This is a genomic window from Paenibacillus sp. JT22N15, from assembly GCF_059383755.1.
This window is the reverse complement of record NZ_JBXENV010000012.1, coordinates 86,938-110,281: the sequence shown is the minus strand read 5'-3', so window position 1 is coordinate 110,281 and position 23,344 is coordinate 86,938. Positions and strand designations below refer to the sequence as shown.

Genomic DNA, 23,344 nt, shown 5'->3' with positions numbered 1-23,344 from the left:
CATTATATTTATGAAAAAATAAGGATGTCCGTAATAGCTAGCAGCTACTCAGCTACTTAAGGACATCCTCTTTATGGTTAATTTAAATTACTTTAATTCACAGGCTTTGCAAAAAACAAGGAAGCTTAGAATGAACTAGCGCTGGTCTAGTCTCCTGTATACTTACATCTATTAAAGATTTTGTTATAAACTTCATGAAAAAACCTCCAGCTTAATATGAAGTTATTTTAGTGCCTTTATATGAACGAAAATGAGCCAGAATTAGATCAAAATTAGCGTCACACGTATTTCCGATAAACTTGGCGGACACAGCAGCAGCTATTTTAACAGGATCACGGGTTATGGCACAGGCTGCGGACTCAGGAGCCGCTAATGCGCTGTAAATGGCCATTTTATTAGGATAATGGGAGTGATAACGGCTCTCCTGTCCGCTTACGTCCTGAACTCGGCTCAAAAGTCAGAATAGCGGAATCTCAGTCCTCAGTCCCGATCTGGTTTACATATGTGCCTAGCAGGTTCGTTATGAAACGCTATTATAGCACTTTCAACTTTAAATTTTGCTTTTTTTAACCATAATAAAAATTCTGTATGATAAAATTTAGTCGCTGGCGTAAATATTGAATTTGGCAGACAAGTGTTTAAATGAATTCAGGCAATGATGAATCTATGCTTATCCATGCAATCGAGCGATTAAACGTTCGTCGTTATTGTAACCCTGAACGAGGTGGTAGGGTCATGCTTAATTTAATTGCTCTAATCGCTTATTTGCTGATTACATTATGGGTCATTGTTAGTATCATAAGAGCAGGATGGGAGCCTCAAAGAAGAGTGCAAAACATCTATTTGTTATTTATAGGTGGAATGCTAATGTTTGCAATGGCTCCGAATGAGCTTTGGAAAACGATCCTTCCGCTGTTCAATCTTGCTCTCATCATAGCCTATCTGATATTCATCTTTGCTTTGAGAAAAAAAGTGTAAGAGCATAAATCATGCATGCCTCGTTATAAAAATGGATTCACCGAAGCGGGAATTCCTTACTTTCGTATGAAGATTTTCAAAGCAAAACGATGGACCTAATGGCGGAAATATTGACTTAAGGCGCTATAAAGGGTATTATTACACAATCTTGAATACGAACAGTAAGGGTGAAAATCTTGAATTCGAAACTGCAGATTAAGAACGTTATTTTAGCCGACAAAGATCTTGCCTCAGGGTTATATCAGTTCATCATGACACTTAGTGAAGGTTCTAAGGCGCGTTTGTTCTACAGCCAGAAGCCAGTATGGAGATTAACAGGCGTTACGCGTATGCTGAACGTGCCGTGTCCATTGTGCCGGAAAGACTACTACTGTAATTGCTTTGAGAAGAACATTGCTCATTTCAATCAGCAGATCATCGAGAAGGATCTTATTCCGGAACCGACGAATAGCTAATACTTGTTTGAACAAGCTTACAAAAACAGGCATCCCCGCCTCTGGCTGGTGGATGCCTGTTTTTTGCGCTTTGCGTCTAAATTTCCTTCGGCGTCTTCAAGCCGAGCAGCTCTAAGCCTTCCTTAAGCACATCGGCAGCCACCTGCACCAGCTTAAGCTTAACGATCCGCTCCCCAGCGTCCCCAGCGAGCACCTTGTCATGATGATAAAAACGATTGAACGCCTGGGCGAGCTGAATCAAATATCTGGCGAGAATCGATGGCTCATGCCGTTTGGCGGCGTCTCCAAGGGCTGCTGTGTAGCGCAAAAGCATCTTCATTAGCAGCCAAGCATAATCGCCCGTCACATACTCATAATCTGCAGGCTGAGGTGCTGCTGCGACGTCGCTGCCGGCCGCTTTTGCCAATATCCGCTGTGTTCTGGCGTAAGCATATTGCACGTACGGGCCCGTCTCCCCTTCAAAATTCAGTACATCCTCCAGCACAAAATCGACCGCGAGCATTCTCGTATTTTTGAGATCACCGAACACGACGGCGCCAATGCCAACCGCTTCGGCTACCTCGGCCTTGCCTGCAAGCGCTGGATTCTTTTCCTCTATTTTTTGCAAAGCCCGCTGTACCGCTTCATCCAGCACTTCTTCTAGAAAAACGACCTTGCCGCGGCGGGTGGACATTTTTTGCCCGTCCAGCTTCATAAGCCCGAACGGGATATGCTTGCAGGCGGCTGCCCACGCAAAGCCCATTTTCTCAAGCACGAGAAACAGCTGGCGGAAATGCAGCGATTGTTCCGAGCCGACAACATACAGCAGCTCGCTGCCCTTCATCTCTTCATGGCGATAAATGGCAGTCGCCAAATCACGTGTCGCATAGATGGATGTGCCATCGGATTTGCGAATGAGGCAAGGCGGCAGCTCATGCTCATCCAGCCGGACGACCTGTGCGCCTTCACTTTCCTCCAGCAGCTGCTGCTCCTGAAGCTGCTGGACGACGGCGTCCATTTTATCGTTATAGAAGCTTTCGCCAAGAAAATGGTCAAAGCTGACGCCGAGCCGGGCATACAGCTTATTGAACTCCTTCAGGCTGTCGGCAATATACTGGCTCCAGCAGCGAATCGCTTCAGCATCGCCAGCTTCCAGCTTGGCGAACCAGCTGCGCGCCTCATCCTCCAGCTCGGGGTGCTGCTCTGCTTCCTCGTGGAAACGCACATACAGCTCCAAATAGCCCTTAATGGGATCGGCTGCAAGCTGCTGCTCGTCGCCCCATTTTAGATAGGCGGTAATCATCTTGCCGAACTGCGTGCCCCAATCGCCCAAGTGATTGACGCTGACCGACTCATAGCCAACCTTGCGCAAAATATGGTACAGCGCATTGCCGATCATCGTCGAGCGCAAATGCCCAATGCCGAACGGCTTCGCAATATTGGGCGAAGACATGTCGATTATGACACGCTCTCCATTCCCTATAGCTGCATGCATGAGGGTTCCGTTCTGCCAATCTGCAATAAGCTGCGCGGCTGCCAGTTCCCGATTCCATTTGAAATTCAAATAGGGGCCGGCAGCCCGAACGCTCCAGCTCGCATCTGCCAGCAGGGGCTCAAGCAAAGCAGCAATGTTAACGGGGCTTTGTTTCATCGTGCGAGCTATCGTGAAGCAGGGGAAGGCGACATCGCCAAGCTCCTCATCAGGCGGGTATTCCAGCAAGGGCCGAATATCCGCTTCGGGCAGAGCGAGGGCTTTGGCCAATGCCAGCGCGATTTTGTCCATTAACAGCATCATCATCTTCCTCTCTAAAATAAATGTTCCGGCCAGAGTAGAGCAGCACGCCAAAAAGGCCCCGTCTCTAAAAATAAGAGACGAGGCCTGTTATCCCCGCGGTACCACTCTTGTTGCCGCCTCCGCACAGAAACAAAGAGGGGCATCTCGCCGTTGTAACGGTGCTGAACCGGACGTCCCTAGCATGATTGCTCGTTTCAGGCCGCCATCTCCCGGGTGCGCTTCACCTAATCGTCCATTGCCGGCTTCCACTGTCCCGGCTCGCTTGAAATGGCACCCATGTAGGTTACTCTCCCGTTCCTTGATGTTAATTAACAGCTATCATATCGGATACGATCAGAAAAATCAATCCGTTTTTAGTCGGCCAAGCTTGCAGCTATTCTTTCTCGGTTACGAGGCACAGGCTCTCAATCGCCTGGCGTATAATCGAGCATGAGCGCTCCATCAGCCGCTGCTCCCGCGTAGTCAGCTTGAGCTCGACGATTTCCTTAACCCCGCAGCGGGCGATGATCGCGGGGACGCCAGCGCATACTTGCTGCTGGCCATATTCGCCGTTTAATATCGCAGACACGGCAATAATGCGATGCTCATCGTTTAGAATAGAGCGGGTAATATGCGCCAGCGCATTGCCGATGCCAAAGCTGGTCGAGCCTTTGCGCGTATAGATTTCCCAGCCGGCATTGCGGGTCTGCTCCGCGAGCGCTCCGAGCTTCACATGCCCGAAGCGCTCGGGATGCTGGGCCAAAATATGCAGCAGCGGCTTGCCGCCAACCGTCACATGCGACCAGGCGGGAAACTGCGACTCGCCATGCTCCCCAAGCACATAGCCCTGCACGCTGCGGGCATCCACTGGAAAATGCTCGCAGAGCAGCGTCTTGAGCCGCGAGGAGTCGATGGACGTTCCGGTGCCAATCACTTGGCAACGCGGCATGCCGGACAGCTCCCACACGACATACGTCACAATATCCACAGGATTGGCGGCCGCTACAAAAATTCCGCTGAATCCGCTGTTCATAATGCGCGGAATCATCGTTTCATAAATCTCGCGCACCGTATGCAGCACATCAAGCCGATCATCGCTGCCGACGGGATACGCCCCAGCGCAGAGAAGGATAACGTCCACATCCCCGCACTGCTCCAGCGTTCCAGCAGCAACCTTTGTGCGGCCATGGACAAAGTCCATGCTGTGCGACAAATCGAGCGCCTGTGCATAGGCCCGGTCGAACGTGCGGTCAATGAGCAGCAGCTCATCGCAAATCGACTGGTTAATTAAGGCATACGCGCAGCTTGAACCGACCTGACCGACTCCTACAATAGCGACCTTGCGCGCTTTGTTTGCCATCCGTTTGCATCTCCTCCACCGTAACCTCGTTACGCTATTATATGCGGCATCCAGCCCATGATGTGACGGCTATGTTCAATCCATGTTTGTCTATGTCACATGGAAGCAAAAGCGTGAAAATATGCACATTTTGACCTGCCATCCTATGGCGGATAGAGCTTTGCTTTTCAACATATCCACAGAGTTATGCACATTATCAACAGAGTTCAAATGGAGTATTTTCCGCCACCTCCAATACTTATCCACAAGTGAACAGGGAGGATTGTCCACACTGTACAGGTCAGAAGTCCTAAGGTTGAATATAGATAAACCGCTTATTTTCGTACATTTACAATCTAACTTTCAGCTGTCATGATAGGGAAAGTATATGTGGGCAGACACAGATGGAGGAATGGAATTCATGTGGCTTGTATTATCCTTGCTGGCGGCGACGAGCTTTGGGCTGCGGGGGATTTTGTATCATTGGACGAGCCAGCAGGCGCTTAATCGCAATGCGCTGTTGTGTGGTGTATTTTTCTCAGGGGCGCTGATTACACTTGTTTGTACGCTGGCGACTGGAACATCTTTCACCGTTTCATCGCTTATTGGCGTGCAGATGGGACTGCTCTCTTTCGGCGCAAATGCGAGCATGTTCAAGGGCTTTGCCGTGGGCAAAGCCTCTATTGTTGCGATTTTGACCGCGCTTCCTTCGGCAATTGTCGTCGTTGTCGCCTTCGCGGTATGGGGCGAGACGCTCAATATGGCGCAGCTCAGCTCCTTTATTATCATTATTGCGGGTATATTGCTGGTGCGTTATTCCAATGATATTACCCGTGGCAATTTGCAAGGAGCGCAATGGGGGCTGCTGGCGATGCTGCTGTTTGCCGGAAACGATTTGTCGGGAAAATGGTCGACGATGATGGATGCGCCGTTGTTTCCGACGCTTGTCTGCATGTTCAGCAGCGGCTCGATCTGCTTTGGGCTTTGGTGGCTGCGCGACCTGCGCTCCGTACGTGCTGCTGCTGCGGCAGCAGGCCAAGCAGCGCAGGAGATAGCGGCAGGTGCCGCAGCAACTACTCTTAACGCTGTGAATACTCTCAATGCTCTTAATACGGTTAGTGCGGTTAATGCTGGTATCACGAGTGGCGCAAGAAACGGGACTGCGAGTCCAAGCACTCAGCCAATCGTGAGCGTGGCAGCTCAGGCAGCCAACCGAGCAGGCACAGCAGACAAACGCAGCTGGAGCTTCCGCCGCACGTTTTCCGTCGGGATGGCAGTCGGCATTACCAATGCAGTGGGCATGATGTTTATTGTGACGGCCTTTGATGTAGGGAAGGCGGGGCTGGTGTCGGCCGTAACGGCGCTTAATGTGCTAATCGTGCTGCTTTATACGCGGTTCGTTGTGAAGGAGCGGTTCTCCAAACTGGAGACGATCGGGATTTCGACCGCGTTCGCAGGCATCCTGCTCTTGCGTTTGTATGGCTCCTAATGTGAAGCGGCCTGCGCTGAATACAGGCGAGTTAAGTACGAAACGTCTATAACTTTAGAAAACTCAGTGAAAGTGTTATAATACAACCGTTCACTTATTTTACTTAACGGGAGGTTTCACTTACTATGAAAGATTTTGAATTGTACAACCCAACCAAGCTCATATTCGGAGCAGGGAAGGTACAGCAGCTTGGAGAGCTGGTCAAGCCATACGGAACGAAAGTTCTGCTCGTATACGGCGGCGGAAGCATCAAGCGTTCGGGGCTTTATGACGAAGTGATTTCCCAATTAAATAGCATTGGCGCAACCGTTCATGAACTGTCTGGCGTGGAGCCGAATCCGCGTCTAACGACAATTAATAAAGGGATCGACATTTGCCGCAGCGAAAAAATCGAGTTCGTGCTCGCCGTTGGCGGCGGTAGCGTGCTGGATGCTTCCAAGGCGATTGCAGCTGGGGCGCTCTATGATGGCGATGTGTGGGATTTCACGATCCGCAAAGCAGTCATCCAAGAGGCATTGCCTATCGGCACCGTGCTGACGCTTGCCGCTACCGGCTCGGAAATGAACGGCAATGCGGTTATTTCCAACTGGGAAACGCAGCAAAAACGCGGTCTCGGCAGCAAGCTTGTTTATCCGAAATTTTCGATTCTTGATCCGAAGCTGACATATTCCGTGCCGAAGGATCAGACGGCGAACGGCATTGTCGACATTATGTCGCATGTGTTCGAGCAATATTTCTCCCTGACGACCAATACGCCGCTGCAGGAGCGCTTTGCAGAATCCATTTTGCAAACGGTCATTGAAAATGGTGAAAAAGCAATCGAAAACGGCTCCGACTATGACGCCAGAGCGAATTTGCTGCTTGCCGGCACCTTTGCGCTCAACGGCACGCTGCCGATTGGCGTCGTGACGGACTGGGCGTCGCATGGCATCGAGCATGAGGTAAGTGCGATTTATGATATCGCACATGGCGCAGGACTTGCGATCATCTTCCCGAACTGGATGAAGCATGTGTATCAAGAGCGTATTGACCGCTTCGTGCAATATGCGGTACGGGTATGGAACATCGATCCGAGCGGCAAATCCGATGAGGAAGTGGCGCTTGCGGGTATTGAAGCGACACGCGCCTACTTTACGCGCATTGGCGAGCCTGCAACACTTGGCGAGCTGGGCATTGGTGGCGAGAACATTGACCGGATGGCGGCGGAAGCGACTGTATTCGGCCCAATCGGCTCCTTCAAGAGCTTGGACAAGGAAGCGGTCAAGAGCATCTTGACGGCGAGCCTGTAAGCCAGGAAGTCAAAGCTTTTATAAAGCATTCAGGTACTGCTGCGCAAGCAGCACGCCTGAGTGCTTTTTTTTCTGGCCAGCAATGGGTCTATATCATCTCCAATCCTTGAAATTTCAATGATGGAATAGAAAATCTCTATTATCCGTGCCGTTGACCGCTGCATATATGGAGTGATAAGTTAAATTCATATAAAATAATCGGAATAATCGGATATTAGAGGAGGCTTTTTCAGATGGGAGATCAAGCAGCAGCGTATCGTTTTGCCCGCAACTTGCCCGCACGATCCATTGGCGGAACGAAGGTGACAGACCCGCAGCATGTTCATTTGTCCTACGGCTTTCCGGCAACGGACTTGCTGCCGGTTGAGGAGCTGCATGCAGCAGCGGCGGAAGCTCTTAAATGGGACCGGGCGGATGCGCTCCATTATTCGGGAGCGAAGGGGCCAGCCCGCGTCAGGGATTGGGTGCTGGCACGTTCCCGCAAGTTCGGCATTCATGCTGGGGCGGAAAATTTTATTCCGACCTTTGGCGCCATTCAAGGCATTGACCTGACCGCGCGAATTTTGCTAAACCCGGGGGATGAGGCTTGGGTAGAAGGGCCGACCTTCTTTAATGGCTTGCAGGCGTTCCGCGCAGCGGGTGCCGTCATCAAGTCGATCCCCGTCGATGAGGAGGGTCTTCAGGTCGAGCTGCTGGAAGCAGCCTTGAAGCAGGCAGCTGCAAGCAATGAGCCGATACCGAAGCTGCTGTACTGCATGCCGAACTATCATAATCCGACGGGTGTGAGCCTGTCGCTGGAGCGCAGGCGGAAAATTGCGGAGCTGGCGGTGGCCTACAATTTCCTCGTTTTGGAGGATGATGCTTATGCCGAGCTGAACATTAGCGGGAAGACGCTTCCTGCGATCTATTCGTTTGCGCCGGAGCAGGTCATCTATGTCAGCACATTTTCGAAGACGTTGGGCCCTGGACTGCGCCTCGGCTGGGCAATTGCCGCACCGGAGGTCATTACGCATATGGCGACGCTGTCGCTGGGAAGCCAGCTTAATCCTTTTACCCAAGAGGTCGTTGGCGAATTGCTGCAGCATTATGGATTTAATGAGCAGGTAGCAAAACTTACCGAGCGCTATAGAGCGCAGCGCGATACGATGATTCAAGCGCTCAGGAGGGAGTTTGCGAAGCATATTTCGGTGCAGGCGCCGGATGGCGGATTTTTCGTCTGGGTGACGTTTGACGAGCAGGTGGATGTGCGGCAGTTTGCGCCAGCAGCGCTTGCGAAGGGCGTCAGCTTTGTAGCGGGCAATGCTTTTTTCGCGGATGGGCAGGGCTCACGCCATTTGCGGCTGTGCTTTAGCTTCTGCAACACGGAGCAGATCGAACGCGGCATTAAGGCTTTGGCAGAGGCTTATTATGAAGCATTGCAAGGCCCAGCGGCGCAGCAAGCTGTTCCCGAGCTGCAAGCCTAGATCCGAGCTTAACTGGCCGGGGCTTAACTGGCGATCCGTATCCTCTTGAGATCCACCTTGTTCGATTCCCGACATAAAGCGCGAAGCCTCGCCGTCAGCAGGAAATCTGCGAGGCGAAGCTTCGCGCTTTTTAAATATTCCATGTACTCCTATTGATGTGAAGGTTAGCTGGAATACAGCGAGCAGTAGGTGCGGCTGAAATTGCGAGCCAGCAGGTCCTCTTTTCGAATGAAGAAATGAATGACGCCAGCATTCTGCCACTGGTAGCCGACTAGTTCGTTGCTGTCTATTTCCAGCAGCATAATCATATCCGCGATTTCCGCTTCGGCCCGCTCCCGGCTTCCACGGAGCCTGTCCATCAAATGCTTCATCGCCTTCTCGCTGTCATTTTCGGTCGTCTTATCCGCCAAAATGAACAGTGCCGCTTCCTCCTCAGCATCGTGATGCTGCCCGGCCGGATAGCCGAACATCGTTCCCCAATTGGTTTTGCGATCCCCCTGCATCTCGGCGGCAAGCTCAAAATAGCGGTCGGTCGAGCCCTCCTCAAAATCAATGACCTCATAATCCACATAAGGCATGTTCGGCAGCTCGACCGCTGAAAAGGCTGCGGCTTTGTAAGGATGAAACGACGTTTCATAAATATCCTCAAGAATCGTTGCCGTCTCGGGATGGCGTAGAGCAAGCTGCTGCGGGTATTCGACAAAAATAATGCGATGCTCGACGTTCGCAGCCCCTTCGTCCATGCCGATAAAGAAATACAGCATGCCAGCTTCAGGCAGCCAGCCCTGTCTGCATGCAGGCGCTATATCTGCCATATTCAGCTGGGCGAGCGGCGTCATCAGCTTGCCAGACGATTCCGTCGGCCATTTCATCGCTTGCGGAAGGTCTGGATAGCCGCCGACGCGCGAGTTGCCGACCTTTTCATATAAATCAGGCTCTAGTGCAGACAGCTTCACTGTGCTGCGGGCATGCGGAAGCAATTTTTCGGCAGCGGGAGATAGTTGATGCTCATTCAGCAATTGTTCCAACGCTTGTGACAGCTGTTCGTTAAGGTGATTGGACATAAGCATGAACACTCCATTCTGGAATTAGGTTAGTCGTCATAAACCAAGTCGTATTGAACCATTACCCCGCTGCGAGGAAAGCTTACCACATTGGACTGGCGAGAAAGATAGAGTTTGCCGATAAAAGGGTATATTTCCCTATGTGATGTTCTACCTAAATCAAAGTACGATAGAAATAAGGGGCTGATAGACAGATGGAAGAATTGAAAAGCTGGAGTAAAGCTTGGAATGTCGAGACGTTAACGGATACGATTGGTCAAGTGACCCTATTGAATCATCCGGGCGGCATCTCTCCAAAAGGAGCCATTGCTGCTCCGAGGGGCGGTACAGTGATTGCGGCTTATGCCTATCATGACAATCAAAGCGGTCTTTACGATGTCGTCTATATCCATCTGGATGAGAGCGGCAGTCTTATTGATACGCAGCATGAGCAGGAGGGCGTTTTGCCTGAGCTGTTCCATAGCCCGGATGGCGCGGTTTGGGTATCGCTTGGCACTTCACATGGCAAGGAGCTTGATATAGCGCTGCCGCTGTACGGACGCAGCGACCATGCCGCTCCTAAAGGGAGCCGTCCTTTTCCAGGGAAATATGCCGCTTCGGCAGAGAAATCAGCCTGGTTCCACGATGAGGATTGGTTCAGCGATAAAAAGCCGGACCGCCTGCTGCGGCTGGAATTTGCGGATGGCCGCATCCAGTCAAGCAAGGTTATCAAGCTGCCGATGCCCAAAAACAATAAAATCTCCCTTGATCCGGAGGGCAGGCTTCATCTGCTTGCTGTTCTTCATCAGGAGGAAGAACTGCTGCACCGTCCGCTAGACAGCCAAGGTAACGTTATGGAAGAACGCCGCTTGAGCGGGTTCGATGCGGATTTGCTTGAGGTGCTGGAGCTCGGAAGCGAACGGGATATGCGGGTTATTTTCACGCTCGGAAATGCTCTGAATCTCGGTGTTGTTGCGCCGGACGGGCGGCGGGAGACGCATGCACTGCATGAGCTGCCAAGCCCGTTTTACAGCGTCTGGGAGCCTGTGCGCCTTGCGGACGGGACGGATATCATCCGCTTTACTTTTGAAGAGGGTAATGGATGGGCAATTGTGCAAAATACGGAGCTGCGCGCGATTTTTACACATAGCGGAGAACGCGGCTACACGAATCAGCTGACAGGCGAGCTGCTGCCTATTCCAGCCAGCGAATCGCTCGTATTAAACGATATTTGCCGCGTCAGCGATCAGGCATACCGGGTCATTATTTATCCGATGATGAATGGTGCTGCCAAAGCCCAGCAATTGTTTATCGCGCAATTGGAGCTGTAGGAGCTGGGGCAAGGGAGAGGGCAAGTGAGTGGGAAGGGAAAGGGCAAGAAGCACAGTAGTAGATCGCTGAAATGGACAAGCGGAAGGATGGAGAAGCGATGAGCATCATCACATATATGGAGGAAATCAAGGAGCTGCTCAAGGAGGAGCTGCCGGAACTGGCGGCATCGTTGAACGGGCCTGCAACGGAAGCGGAAATTGCCCAAGTGGAGTCGCAACTGGGCCTTTCTTTTCCGGACGACCTGCGGAGCTTGTATTTGCTGCATAACGGCGAGCAGAGTGAGGGGCCGGGCCTGTTCATGGGGCTAAGGTTTCTGTCCTTGGAGGAGCTTGCGTCAGAGTGGCAGGTGTGGGCGGATTTGGAGGCGGACTTTGGCGAGGAAAGCGGCCATTATTCCGTTCCCCTTGGCTGGATAGAGGAACGATACATAAATCGCGGCTGGCTGCCGATCAGCGAGGATGGCGGAGGCAATCATCTCGGTGTAGATATGGCGCCTGCGCCGAGCGGCGTAACGGGCCAGATCATTAATTTTGGCCGGGATGAGGAGACGAAATATGTCATTGCTTTAACGCTCGGCGAGCTGCTGAAATTTGTTCGCGATACGGTCAAGGAAGGGCAGTTCAGCATCAATCGGGATGAGGAGTGGGTATTCTGGAACTATGGTCGGGAAGGGGATGGACATTTCCATGACGCCGTGCGTGCTTTGCCGCTGCCACTAGGGCGTTCAGCTCTAGAAGCTGGCCATGGTGGACTTGAAGAGGTTAGAGCAGTGGGAGCCAATTTGGCAGAGCAGCTGGAGCAATCGCTTAGTGCCGACTGGCTGGCGCGCATTAGGGAAAAGTCCGGCTCGGTCGCTGCTTTTTTGAAGGCGAAGCAGCTTTATTTTATTAAGGAGGGGCTGACTGACGCGGAACCCTTCGCTTATTGCAGTGAAGTGCGGGAGCTGGTGCTAAGCGCCAATGAAATTAGCGATGCTGCACCGCTCAGCGGCTGTACGCAGCTTAAGGTGCTGTACATTGGCGGCAATCCGATTATGGATGTGAGCGCGCTGTCGGAGCTTGCTTATTTGCAGGAGCTGTATTTGACGGGAACTGGTGTTGTGGATATTGCCCCACTGGCTAAGCTGCCAAAGCTTAAAAAGCTGGCGGCTGAAAATGTGCCGATTGTCGATTTTTCACCCCTTGCCCAGTCCAAAAGCTTGCGCCGTCTCGCCGTCTCAAACATCAACGGGGAGCAACTGCGCGCGATCTGTGAATTGGAGCAGCTGCAGGAGCTTTCGATACAAGGCTTCGCGGATGAAGCGGCCAAGCAGCAAATCGGTCTGCTCAGCAAGCTGAAAAAGCTGAAGTCGCTAGAGCTGAAGCAGCTGGAGCTTGATGATCTCACATTCGCAGCCGCGCTTTCCAAGCTGGAAAGCTTGCAGCTGGAGCATACATCGGTTGCAGATATGTCGGCTGTAGCCGAGTGTAGCAGCTTGAAGGAACTTGAGTTGAACGGCTGCGAGCAGCTTGGCCAATTGGAAGCGGTGGCGAAATCGGCCTCGCTGCAGCAATTCGCTGGCAGCTTTGCACAATTTAATGTGCTGAAGGATCTTTTTGCGCAAAAGGTAGATATGAGCAAAATGATCGGCAGCATGACGGACGAAGAAGAGGAAATTTGGCTGGCATATAATAGGGCATAGAGTACCACAACGGGCACAAAGCTGCCCTACCGCGGACAAGGATAATGGAGATAGTGGACTTAAGCATAATGTAATCATAGAACGCGGTTGCAGCCAGGTGAGATTTTTGGCGGCAGCCGCTGTTTAATTCTGGGGATAAAACGGCTTGATTAAGGTATCATCCCATACTTGCACTTCTATATATCTTTCCGGGCCTTTGTCTCCATGGGCATTCCACGCTTGGGGCAGACCGTAGCTTGTTATAATATCGGCAATCTCACTGATCGTATACACTTGACCGCGATAGGGCTTCCCGTCGTTGTATCGCATTGCAGGAAATAAATCGCCATAAGTAAAGCTAAGAATGTCAGGTTCAAAGTCATATATGGAAAATGGGATAGCTTTGCCTTGTGGATACCAATCCAGCAGCCAAGGGCACTCTCCAAGAGTCATATAGTGAGGATATTTTTGCAAAGGCTTGCCTCCCTTAACAATGAATAAATCTCTTGCCCTCTCTTCAAGCATACGCCGAATGTCTAGATAATCCGTGGAGCGGCTACTTGCAAATCCTCTTTTCTGAGATCGAATTTGTTGAAGAACCTTTTCGGCCTCCTGCGGTTCTAGAGCGGATAGATTGCGAAATGGGCCTGTAGATTCATCGTAATAATGATACAGCTTCATTTTCATCGTCATCATGCTTCACCTCGCCTATTTCTAATTTAATTAGCTGGCTTTAGCATTAATATATCAAATTTATGGAAGGAAATCGTTCAAGGAAATGCAAAAAAAAAGAAGTTGGTCAGCTGCTCTTGTTGCTCTTTGTCTAGCGTGTATTCAAGGCAAATCTCGTCTGACTGATTCAAGGTTGGGGAACCGCCGCATTCGATTGTTGCAGAGACCATGGTCGCAGAGCCTTCTGTTACTGAGATCGTTGTTACTGAACCCGCTATTACTGAGATCACTGTCACTGAGACCGTTGTTACTGAGCCCGTTGTTACTGAGCCCGCTATTACTGAGATCACTGTTACTGAGCCCGTTGTTACTGAGCCCGCTATTACTGAGCCCACTGTTACTAAGACCGTATTACTAAGACCAGTGTTACTAAGTCCATTGTTACTGGGAGCGCTGTTGCCGAGACGTCGCAGTCTGGAACGTTCCCTCCTTCTTTTGGCGGACTGAGTTTCCGCTATTTTGGCTTTTAATCTGATTTCAGACCGTACGCGGACAGGAGATCCGTTATTGCTCTCATTATCCTGTCAAAATAGCTATTTGCAGCGCATTAGCGTCTCCTGAGTCCGCAACCTATGCCTGAATCCGTGTCTCTGTTAAAATAGCGGCTTCTGAGTCCGCGACATATGCCATAATCTGTGAATTTGTTGAAATGGTGGCCCCTGAGTCCGCCGCCTATGCCATAATCTGTGATTCAGTTGAAATAGGCGCTATAGGCGCTGCTGCGTCCACCAAGTCTTTTTTATGCAGGGAGCAAACCGCTGAACCGAGGAGCATGAGGCTGACCTTCGTACGTATGTTCACATTCATGATGGATATCATTCGCAGTAGTAGCGGGAATACGTTTGACGCTGGCTTCGAGCAAAATCCGCTCTGAATCGGCTCTTGCTTGTTTAAGTTTGCATACAAGCCCTAATATGCAATACCAATTCTCTTTCTAAAAGTCTCTTGACAGTCAATTACTCTAATGTTAGAGTAATTATATTCTAATATTAGATTAAATAATTTAAGAATAAAAAAACGACTAGTGGGGGAATTAAAATGAGTATTGTATCTATTGTGATTCAAGTTTTGTTGGGTCTGGGTTTTCTTATGTTTGGTTTTATGAAGCTGGGCTCGAAGCAAATGGTCGATGAGTTCAAGCGTTACGGCTTGCCTTCCGGCGTTCGGCTGTTCACAGGCGTGGCTGAAATTGCGGCGGCGGCTCTTGTTGTGGCGGGTATTTGGTACAGCGGTCTGGCTGCTTGGGGCAGCTTGCTTATCGTAGTTATTATGGCGGGTGCCATTGCTACTCACCTTAAAGTTAAAGACCCTGGGTCGAAAATGGGCATGCCGCTCGTATTGCTGGTGCTTGGCCTGATCGTATTGCTGCTCAACTGGAGCGCATTGGCGGGCTAATAAGGCAACGAACGTAACCGATTCGTTAAAGCTATAATATTTTCATCCTCAATCAAAGGAGATGCATTCAAATGAAAATACGGATTGTAAGTCCAGATGAGCAGGGCATAGGCGAATTTGACGGGGGCAAAATAAAAGAGCAGAAGCCAATCGGCTTTTCTGGCGAAGGCTCTATTTTCAACCGGCTCGGCCCTTTGTTTTATTGGGCATGGGGACATATCGAGGAAGCAGGCCAAATTGGCGAGCATCCGCATAAGGGCTTTGAAATTTTAACCTATGTGCTGGGAGGCAAGAGCTCCCATCGGGATTCTCTCGGTACGCACAGTGACGTGGGCGAAGGCGGCGTTCAAGTGATGCAGACTGGCTCCGGGATGTGGCATGCAGAAGGCTCGGACGGCCCGGCAGAGCTGTTCCAAATTTGGCTGGAGCCGCATTTAAGCAAGGCGGTGAAACGGGAGCCGATATATAATAAATATACGCATGAGCAATTTCCGCGAACCTCCGAGAATGGAGTGTCGGTGAAAACGATTTTGGGCGGGCAATCGCCCATTAAGCTCGTAGCCGATGCAGCTATGGTCGATGTAGAATTGGAAGCCGGGGCGCAGCATACGTACAGCTATTTGTTAGGACGCAGCCGCATTGCGGGCGTATTGGTCATCAGAGGCGGAGGCACGATTGCAAGCGAGCAGGAGATTTCATTTGCAAATAAAGATTTTATAGTGGTACAGTCAGAGGATGGCGGAGAAATACGCATAAGCAATCCAGGACAGGAACGGCTGCGTTTCAGCATCATTGACGTTCCGGAAGAGGTAGATTACCCGCTGTACAACAAACCGTGGTAACGGGTTTATTTTAGACGGGAAAGGAGGTTGGGTATAGATGTATCAAGCAGATGAGCGCACCGGGCTGGACTTGCGGCTTTTTCGTGTATGGAGCAAAGCTTCTATGGCCGTATTCGGAAATGTCAAAAAAGACATCGCAAGCCACGGCATTGAGCCGGAGCAATTCATTATTCTTGAGCTATTATACAGCAAGGGGCCACAGCCAATTACGAAAATTGGCGAAACCTTCTCCATTCCAACCGGAAGCATTACTTATGTCGTAGACAAGCTGGAGAAAAAAGGATACGTCAAGCGGCATCCTAGCCCGACCGATCGCAGAGCTTCCAATGCCGCGCTTACCGAATCGGGCACGCAGCTGTTTAATGAAATTTTTCCTAAGCATGCGGAAATGATTTCACGCAGCATGTCATTCATTGATGACTCGGAGAAAGAGCTGCTGATCCAGCTGCTCAAAAAAATCGGGCTTGGCGCAGAACAGCTAAGCTGATGCTTGTATAACGGCAGAGCTAATTCCGTCTAGTACCGAAAAAGGCCAATAGCCCCGCTAAATCATGAAGGCAAGCTTCGTGATCTAGCGGGGCTATTTTTCATAGGCATATTAAGCGGGGCTTAGTTCAAGCTCATCATTATCGTTGCTGTTAAACACATCGCGATCCAGCTCGCCTTCGGCTTGAGCGACGAGCACGGAAGTGACCGTCGTTCCCGTTGCATTGACAGCTGTGCGGCCCATATCAATAAGCGATTCGACAGCGACGACAAGTGCCAGTCCTTCCAGCGGCAGGCCAACGGCAGTGAGCACGACAGTTGTCGAGATGGAGGCAGGGCCCGGAACGCCAGCAACACCGATCGACGAAATGACGCTGACGAGCACGATCAGAATATACTCGGTAACGCCGAGCGGAATGCTGTAAATATGCGATACGAATACGGCAACTACGGCAGGCCATACGCCGCCGCAGCCGTTGAAATTCATCGTGGCGCCAAGCGGAGCGACGAAGCTGGCAACTTTAGGCGATACGCCGAGGCGCTTCGTAATGACCTCCAAATTGATTGGCAAAGTTGCGTAGCTGCTGCGTGTCGTAAACGCGACTGCAATGGTCGGATACGCCTTCTTGAAAAACCGCAGCGGATTCAGCTTGGCAACGAAGGAGATGAGTCCACCAAATACGAGCACGAAATGCAAAATGAGGGCAATGTAGGTGACGATAATAAGCATGCCGAGCGGTTTTAAGGTTTCAAGGCCATATTTGGCGGCCATCACGGCAATTAGCGCATAAACGCCGTATGGCGTGAAGCGAAGCACGAATTTGACGACCTGATGCAGCACCTCGGTGAGCGAGGCGAACAGCGCTTTGACAGGCTGGACGGCATCGGGCTTCTTCGCGCCAACCTTGACGATGGCAATGGCGATGAAGATGGCGAAGATCAGCACCGGAAGCACCTTGCCGGTTGCCGCTTCATTAATCGGATTGGAAGGCACCTGGTCCAAAATAACCTGGAAGAAGCTCGGCACCTCCCTAGCCTCAAAGCCTTCCGGCGAAGTCGCTTCAAAAGTGCCTGCCGGGTTCAGCGCTACGGCAACGAGCAGGCCGATAATAGCGGCAACGCCTGTGGTGGCGAGAAACCAAGACACGGTCTTGATGCCGATCTTTTTCAGGAAAGCGATATTGGTGATGGAAATAATGCTGTTTACGACGAGCACGAAGACGAGCGGAATAACGATCATGCGAATTAAGCTGATATAGATGGAGCCGATTGTGCCAACCCCTTCAAATTGCAGCTCGAATTTATTGAAAATAATGCCGGCGACAAGTCCAAGGCCAAGTGCCAGCAGCACCCTCGTGCCGAAGCCTACGCGTTTCTTCGCGAGATAATAAAGCGCGGCGAGAATGACTGCCGATACGAGCAGCGATATCCAGTTGTTCTGAAAAGCGGCTACTAAATTGTTTTCCATCTTCAACATCCTTTCAGCTATGACGAGTAAGAATGTTATATAATTCCTACCTGTTTACTTAGTATTATAGTACGAAATGTAATATAGCACTCGTCTTTCGCTTCTGTCAATTATAAATTTGGCAAAAAAGAGGGAAACCGCTTACTTGCGGCTCCCCTCATCAAATTCTTATTATGCTTAGATTTCTACGCGAAACGGAAGCTTTGCCGCCAGAGGATGGCGATCGCCGTTTACGCTTGAAATATAGGAAAGGATATGATTTTTCCATCCTATCTCTATATTTCTACGCGAAACGGAAGCTTTGCCGCCAGAGGAGGCGACTGCCGTTTACGCTTGAAATATAGGAAAGGATATGATTTTTCCATCCTATCTCTATATTTCTACGCGAAACGGAAGCTTTGCCGCCAGAGGAGGCGACTGCCGTTTACGCTTGAAATATAGGAAAGGATATGATTTTTCCATCCTATCTCTATATTTCTACGCGAAACGGAAGCTTTGCCGCCAGAGGACGGCAAAGCCGTTTACGCTTGGTCTGCTGGCGTTGCTTTTTTATAGGCCGCAGGCGTTTGTCCGGTTACTTTTTTGAACATGCGGTGAAAATGGGGCAGGCTCTCGAAGCCGCAGGCGTCGGCAATGAGCCGAATGTTCTCGTCGCTTGCCAGCAGCAGCTCCTTGGCGCGAATAATGCGCTTCGCCGTCACATAGTCGGTGACATTCATTCCGGTGAGCTGCTTAAATACGCGGGAAAAATGGGCTGGCGTGACCGCCGCCATTTGCGCCAATACGGACAAGCCGAGCGGGACATCGGGATGCTCATCAATATAGTGGAGAATGTTCCGCATCCACAACGGACCAATCAGCGGGCCATCCGCCTTGGCATATTCGCGGCTGCTCGCAATAATCCGGCGGTTCATCAGCAGCAAAATATGCTCCAGCTGCAGCAATATCGCCTGCCGATAGCCGGGCTGCTGCTCGCGCTGCTCCAGCTCAAGCTCATCAATGAGCTGCACCAGCTTAAGCTGCTCCTGCGTTGTCGGCTCAAATTTGTAGCGTTTATGCTTTTTGGCATGGTCGAAGCAGCGCAAATACGAGAAGGTATCTCCGAACGACGCCGTCTGGACGAATAAGGTGCTGAAAAAAATCGCCGTCGACGTCACCGGCTCCTCCTTGTCGGGAAACGAGCGATGTATCGTATTGCCCGGAATAATGAATAAATCGCCAGGCTTCATATCGTAAAAGGTTTGGTCAATAAAAAAAGTGCCTTTGCCCTCATAAATATAGACAAGCTCATACCAGTCATGCAGATGATCGGGCAGCTCCGTCTGCCAATGCTTGCGGTCACGGTAGACGAAATCGAAAGGAAATGAGCTGCCAACCTCGAACGGCTTGCGAAACGGCTTCATAAGCGAACGACTCCTCCTTGCGCCAGCATGGGCTAAGCGCGCAATGTTTCTATAGTCCAGCATAGCAAAAATCAAAATACAGTACAAATATGCAGGAATACGTTATTTTTAATATCATTATTGGCATTTATAATGAGATCAAAGGGATAGATAGCAGCGGGCGCAGGTTTCTGATTTAGAGCAGCTGCTGCTATGAAAACGTTAACAATTTTATGTTCATTTTAAAATATAGGAAAGTATATGATTTTGCTATCCTTTCTCTATATTTCTCGGACTGAAATGCGCTGCGCCGCCAAAGGACGGCGAAAGCCGTTTCACCTTGTGTGAAAATATCGTTTTATAGGGGGCAGCAACGATGAGGATTGATGCGCATCAGCATTATTGGGCAATTGAGCGGGGCGATTACGGCTGGATTACACCAGAGGTACCCGTGCTTTACCGCGATTTTGGACCTGAGCATTTGCAGGCAAGCCTGAATCGGCATGGCATTAGCCATACGATCGCAGTGCAAGCCGCTCCAACGCTGGCTGAGACCGATTATTTACTCGCGCTGAGCGATCGCACGGAGTCGATTGCGGGAGTTGTCGGTTATCTCGACCTGTTCGATCCCGAGCATCTAAGCCATTTCGAACAATTTGAACGTCATCAGCGGTTCGTGGGGTTCCGCGTGATGATTCAAGAGCTGCAGGATGCGGGTGTGATTTTGCAGCAGACGTTCGTTGAGGCGCTGAAGGAGTATGAGCAGCGGGATACGCCTATTGACCTGCTCCTCACCTCGCATCAGCTTGATTCGCTCGTTCAGCTTATGAAGCAGGTGCCGAATTTGCGCGGTGTTATCGATCATTTGGCGAAGCCGCGTATTGCGGCGGGCGAGCTTGATCCTTGGCGCAGCCAGCTTACAGAGCTGGCGCGTTATCCAAAGCTGTATTGCAAGCTGTCAGGAATGGTCACAGAGGCAAGCCACGACAGCTGGCGGCCGGAGCATTTTATCGCGTATATTCGCCATGTGCTGGAGGTTTTTGGCCCGGACCGGGTCATGTTCGGCAGTGATTGGCCGGTGTGCCTGCTGGCGGCGGGCTATGATGAAGTTGTGGATGTGCTGGAGCAGGCGCTGCCAGCCTCTTGGGGAGATGCGGAGCGAAGCAAGCTGTTCGGACTAAATGCAAAGGAGTTTTATAAACTATGAGCCAGTTAAATAAGACGCTTCTGGGACAGGAAGACCGCGAACGGTACGAGGCGGTTCAAGCAGGGAAAATAACGGTGCTGCAAATCGGCGAAGGCAACTTTTTGCGCGGCTTTGCCGATTGGATGCTGCAGGAATGCCATAAGCAGGGGCTGTTCGGCGGTGGAGTCGCAGTGACGCAGCCGCGTCCAGGCGGCAAGCCGAAAATTGACGCTTTGGCCAAGCAGGATGGCCTTTATACGCTGGTCATTCGCGGATTGGAAAATGGCGCGGCTGTTGAGCGCAAGGAAGTCGTCACCGTATTTGCGAAAGCATTTGATCCGTATTCGGAGTGGGAAGCGCTGGTGCAGCTTGCGGAAAGCAAGGATTTGCGTTTCGTCGTTTCCAACACGACAGAAGCTGGACTTGCCTACAGGCCGGAGCCGCTGCAGGAAGGCCAGCCGATTCAGTCTTACCCGGGCAAGCTTGCTTATTTGCTGTATCGCCGTTTTCTCGCATTCGAAGGCGCTGCGGGCAGCGGCTTGATCTGCCTGCCTTGCGAGCTGCTGGAACGCAATGGCGACGAGCTGAAAGCTTGCGTCCTGCGCTATAGCGAGGATTGGGGCTTTCCGCAGGCGTTCAAGGAATGGGTGGAGCAGGACAATCGCTTCTTGAACTCGCTTGTAGACCGGATCGTGACGGGCTACCCTGATGAGCAGCAGGCTCAGCAATGGTTTGCAGAATGGGGCTATGAGGACCCGATGCTGACGACAGCGGAGCCGTACCATTTTTGGGCGATTGAAGCGGAGCCGGAGCTGGATGAGCAGCTGCCGCTGCGCCGGGCAGGGCTGAACGTGCATTTTGTAGAGGATTTGAAGCCGTTTCAGCTGCGGAAGGTGCGGATACTGAATGGCGCCCACACGCTGATGACGCCGCTTGCGCTCGTCCATGGGCTGGAGCAGGTGCGCGAGGTGATGGAGCATGTGGAGTTTGGCCCCTACGTTCGTGATGCAGTCGAACAAGAGATCATTCCTGCGCTGCCGCTGCCCGAGGGCGAGCTTAAAGATTATGCAGCTGCGGTGTATGAGCGGTTTCTCAATCCGTTCATTCGCCACCGGCTCGCCGATATTGCAATGAACAGCATCAGCAAGTTCAAGGTCAGGCTGCTGCCATCGCTGCTGGATTATGCAGATCGCGGCCAGCCAGTGCCTGTACGGCTGGTGCGCGCTTTTGCCGGATTGCTGCGCTACTATAAAGTAGAGAGCGATGGAGCAGGCTCATATACAGGTACGGATTTGCTCGGCACCGTCTACACGGTACGCGACGATGCCGGAGCATTAGCGGCGCTCGCAGCGGCGTGGGCTTTGGAAGACGCTGGTCAAGGCTCAGCAGCAGCGGCGGGCTCGGCACAAGCGCAAGCAGAGCGGCTGCTGGCGCTAAGCGAGCTATGGGGACGCGACTTGCAGGCAGTGCCAGGCTTGGTGGAAGCGGTAGCTTCACAATTAGAGGAACTGGAGCGTGGTGCACATGAATAACTGGGTTCGGCTTAATGAGAAGGATCAGGTCATTATTGCGCTTACGCCGCTTTCCCAAGGGGATAAGCTGACACTTGAAAATGGCAGGGAGCTGGAACTGCTCGAAGACGTGCCGAAAGGGCATAAAATCGCCTCTACTCCAATTCCACAGGACGCGCATGTACTCAAGTTTGGCTATTCCATCGGCATCGCCAAGTCGGATATTTCAGCAGGCAGCTGGGTGCATACGCATAACATTGGAACAGGGCTGAAAGGATTTTTGGAATATTCGTATGATCCGGCAAAGGGCCGCGAGGAATCGGCAGCGCCAGCTGCGAGCTCGGCGAATCGTGCGAACCAGACGTTTAAAGGCTATGTGCGGGATGGCGGTGAGGTCGGCATTCGCAATGAGATTTGGATTATTAATACGGTCGGCTGTATTAACAAAACCTGTGAAATCGTAGCGCGGCGCGCTGATGCGATGTATGCGGGCCGCGTCGATGGCGTTTATCATTTTGCCCATCCGTTTGGCTGCTCGCAGCTTGGCGATGATCTACAGCATACACAGAAGCTGCTTGCTTCGCTTGTGAATCATCCGAATGCGGCAGGCGTGCTCGTTATGGGACTCGGCTGTGAAAATAACCAGATCGACCTGTTTAAGCAGGCGATTGGCGACTACAATCCGGAGCGCGTCAAGTTTATTAAGTCGCAGGAGGTTGAAGACGAGCTGGAGGCTGCGCTTGAGGAAATCGACGCTCTCGTCGAATTCGCAGAACGCTTCAAGCGGGAGCCGGTACCGGTTGCGAAGCTCAAGCTGGGACTTAAATGCGGCGGCTCGGACGGCTTGTCCGGCATTACCGCCAATCCGCTTGTCGGAACAGTTTCGGATCGCCTAATTGAGGCGGGCGGCACAGCGATTTTGACCGAGGTGCCGGAAATGTTCGGTGCGGAAACGATATTGATGAATCGCGCAGACAATGAGCAGGTTTTTGGGAAAATCGTGCATTTGATTAACGACTTTAAGCAATATTTTATCCGTCATGATCAGGAAATTTATGAAAACCCTTCGCCGGGCAACAAGGCTGGCGGCATCAGTACGCTGGAGGAGAAGTCGCTTGGCTGTACGCAAAAGGGCGGTCACGCGCTGGTCAAGGACGTTGTGCCTTACGGAGAGCGGATTTCGCATACAGGCTTGAATTTGCTTGAAGCGCCGGGCAATGACCTCGTATCGGTAACGGCTTTGTCTGCGGGCGGCGCGCATATCGTGCTGTTTACGACAGGTCGGGGAACGCCGTTTGGCGGCCCGGTTCCGACAGTGAAGATCGCGACGAACAGTGAGCTGGCGGGACGCAAAAAGAACTGGATCGATTTCAACGCAGGACAGCTGCTCGAAGGCAAGACGATGAATGAGCTGACCGATGAGCTGTGGGATCAGCTGCTGGCGCTCGCTTCAGGCGAAGCGAAGACAAATAATGAACGCAACGGCTTTAAGGAAATTGCGATTTTCAAAGACGGCGTTATTTTGTAATCGGAGGGAAAAC

General features: G+C 51.4%; 19 protein-coding genes and 1 other annotated feature. Of the genes, 13 read left to right on the top strand and 6 right to left on the bottom strand.

The window, feature by feature from the left end; translation table 11 throughout:
• Window positions 1-642: 642 nt before the first annotated feature.
• A complete protein-coding gene (locus AC50X8_RS23065; RefSeq protein ID WP_494881743.1) occupies window positions 643-978 on the top strand; it encodes a hypothetical protein in 336 nt (111 codons plus the stop codon).
• A gap of 176 nt (window positions 979-1,154) precedes the next feature.
• Window positions 1,155-1,433 carry a hypothetical protein gene (locus AC50X8_RS23060; RefSeq protein ID WP_046233598.1) on the top strand — a complete coding sequence of 93 codons (279 nt, stop codon included), beginning with the start codon at window positions 1,155-1,157 and terminating at the stop codon, window positions 1,431-1,433.
• A 76-nt stretch (window positions 1,434-1,509) separates the two neighbouring features.
• Here the strand turns inward: AC50X8_RS23060 and argS are convergent, their stop codons facing one another.
• Together argS and AC50X8_RS23050 are read right to left on the bottom strand one after the other, a co-directional pair.
• On the bottom strand, window positions 1,510-3,207 hold the full coding sequence (gene argS, locus AC50X8_RS23055) for an arginine--tRNA ligase (protein WP_494881741.1): 1,698 nt from the start codon (window positions 3,205-3,207) through the stop codon (window positions 1,510-1,512).
• 70 nt (window positions 3,208-3,277) lie between these two features.
• Window positions 3,278-3,515 (bottom strand) — a binding site (T-box leader).
• A 65-nt stretch (window positions 3,516-3,580) separates the two neighbouring features.
• Window positions 3,581-4,546 (bottom strand): L-lactate dehydrogenase, encoded by a 966-nt coding sequence (locus AC50X8_RS23050; RefSeq protein ID WP_056033838.1) that lies wholly within the window; start codon window positions 4,544-4,546, stop codon window positions 3,581-3,583.
• 400 nt (window positions 4,547-4,946) lie between these two features.
• On the opposite strand from AC50X8_RS23050, the gene AC50X8_RS23045 reads away from it, so the two are divergent.
• The 3 genes from AC50X8_RS23045 (at window position 4,947) to AC50X8_RS23035 (ending at window position 8,766) form a co-directional block, all read left to right on the top strand.
• Window positions 4,947-6,014: an EamA family transporter gene (locus AC50X8_RS23045; protein WP_494881739.1), complete on the top strand. Its 1,068-nt coding sequence runs from the start codon at window positions 4,947-4,949 to the stop codon at window positions 6,012-6,014.
• Between the two features lie 125 nt (window positions 6,015-6,139).
• Entirely contained in the window at window positions 6,140-7,303 is a 1,164-nt protein-coding gene (locus AC50X8_RS23040) for an iron-containing alcohol dehydrogenase (protein ID WP_494862459.1), read from the top strand.
• Window positions 7,304-7,536: 233 nt separating this feature from the next.
• Window positions 7,537-8,766, top strand: a complete 1,230-nt coding sequence (locus AC50X8_RS23035) for an aminotransferase-like domain-containing protein (protein ID WP_494881737.1) — start codon at window positions 7,537-7,539, stop codon at window positions 8,764-8,766.
• Between the two features lie 164 nt (window positions 8,767-8,930).
• Here the strand turns inward: AC50X8_RS23035 and AC50X8_RS23030 are convergent, their stop codons facing one another.
• The gene (locus AC50X8_RS23030) at window positions 8,931-9,830 is read right to left on the bottom strand and encodes a DUF1963 domain-containing protein (protein WP_494881735.1); all 900 of its coding nucleotides are present in this window, start codon (window positions 9,828-9,830) and stop codon (window positions 8,931-8,933) included.
• A 194-nt stretch (window positions 9,831-10,024) separates the two neighbouring features.
• Here AC50X8_RS23030 and AC50X8_RS23025 point away from each other — a divergent pair, with 194 nt between their 5' ends.
• A complete protein-coding gene (locus AC50X8_RS23025) occupies window positions 10,025-11,140 on the top strand; it encodes a hypothetical protein (RefSeq protein WP_494881733.1) in 1,116 nt (371 codons plus the stop codon).
• 71 nt (window positions 11,141-11,211) lie between these two features.
• Window positions 11,212-12,822, top strand: coding sequence for an SMI1/KNR4 family protein (locus AC50X8_RS23020; protein ID WP_056033856.1), 1,611 nt, complete (start codon window positions 11,212-11,214; stop codon window positions 12,820-12,822).
• 123 nt (window positions 12,823-12,945) lie between these two features.
• On the opposite strand, the gene AC50X8_RS23015 is transcribed toward AC50X8_RS23020, so the two are convergent.
• Window positions 12,946-13,497, bottom strand: a complete 552-nt coding sequence (locus tag AC50X8_RS23015; RefSeq protein WP_327204913.1) for a hypothetical protein — start codon at window positions 13,495-13,497, stop codon at window positions 12,946-12,948.
• A 1,074-nt stretch (window positions 13,498-14,571) separates the two neighbouring features.
• On the opposite strand from AC50X8_RS23015, the gene AC50X8_RS23010 reads away from it, so the two are divergent.
• From AC50X8_RS23010 to AC50X8_RS23000, 3 genes are all read left to right on the top strand, one after another.
• The gene (locus AC50X8_RS23010; RefSeq protein WP_081418748.1) at window positions 14,572-14,928 is read left to right on the top strand and encodes a DoxX family protein; all 357 of its coding nucleotides are present in this window, start codon (window positions 14,572-14,574) and stop codon (window positions 14,926-14,928) included.
• A 71-nt stretch (window positions 14,929-14,999) separates the two neighbouring features.
• On the top strand, window positions 15,000-15,770 hold the full coding sequence (locus tag AC50X8_RS23005) for a pirin family protein (protein ID WP_494862448.1): 771 nt from the start codon (window positions 15,000-15,002) through the stop codon (window positions 15,768-15,770).
• Between the two features lie 37 nt (window positions 15,771-15,807).
• The gene (locus tag AC50X8_RS23000; RefSeq protein ID WP_056033864.1) at window positions 15,808-16,257 is read left to right on the top strand and encodes a MarR family winged helix-turn-helix transcriptional regulator; all 450 of its coding nucleotides are present in this window, start codon (window positions 15,808-15,810) and stop codon (window positions 16,255-16,257) included.
• 111 nt (window positions 16,258-16,368) lie between these two features.
• Here AC50X8_RS23000 and AC50X8_RS22995 read toward each other — a convergent pair whose 3' ends face one another.
• Together AC50X8_RS22995 and AC50X8_RS22990 are read right to left on the bottom strand one after the other, a co-directional pair.
• Complete coding sequence (locus AC50X8_RS22995; RefSeq protein WP_494862445.1) at window positions 16,369-17,724, bottom strand: dicarboxylate/amino acid:cation symporter; 1,356 nt, start codon at window positions 17,722-17,724, stop codon at window positions 16,369-16,371.
• 521 nt (window positions 17,725-18,245) lie between these two features.
• Complete coding sequence (locus AC50X8_RS22990; protein WP_494862443.1) at window positions 18,246-19,127, bottom strand: helix-turn-helix domain-containing protein; 882 nt, start codon at window positions 19,125-19,127, stop codon at window positions 18,246-18,248.
• 355 nt (window positions 19,128-19,482) lie between these two features.
• Between AC50X8_RS22990 and AC50X8_RS22985 the strand changes: the two genes are divergently transcribed.
• The 3 genes from AC50X8_RS22985 to AC50X8_RS22975 are packed head-to-tail and all read left to right on the top strand — an operon-like array spanning window position 19,483 to window position 23,331.
• The gene (locus AC50X8_RS22985; protein ID WP_056033872.1) at window positions 19,483-20,313 is read left to right on the top strand and encodes an amidohydrolase family protein; all 831 of its coding nucleotides are present in this window, start codon (window positions 19,483-19,485) and stop codon (window positions 20,311-20,313) included.
• Window positions 20,310-21,824 (top strand): tagaturonate reductase, encoded by a 1,515-nt coding sequence (locus AC50X8_RS22980; protein WP_494862441.1) that lies wholly within the window; start codon window positions 20,310-20,312, stop codon window positions 21,822-21,824. The genes AC50X8_RS22985 and AC50X8_RS22980 overlap by 4 nt, the downstream gene beginning before the upstream one ends.
• Window positions 21,817-23,331: a UxaA family hydrolase gene (locus AC50X8_RS22975; RefSeq protein WP_056033878.1), complete on the top strand. Its 1,515-nt coding sequence runs from the start codon at window positions 21,817-21,819 to the stop codon at window positions 23,329-23,331. The genes AC50X8_RS22980 and AC50X8_RS22975 overlap by 8 nt, the downstream gene beginning before the upstream one ends.
• Window positions 23,332-23,344 lie beyond the last annotated feature (13 nt).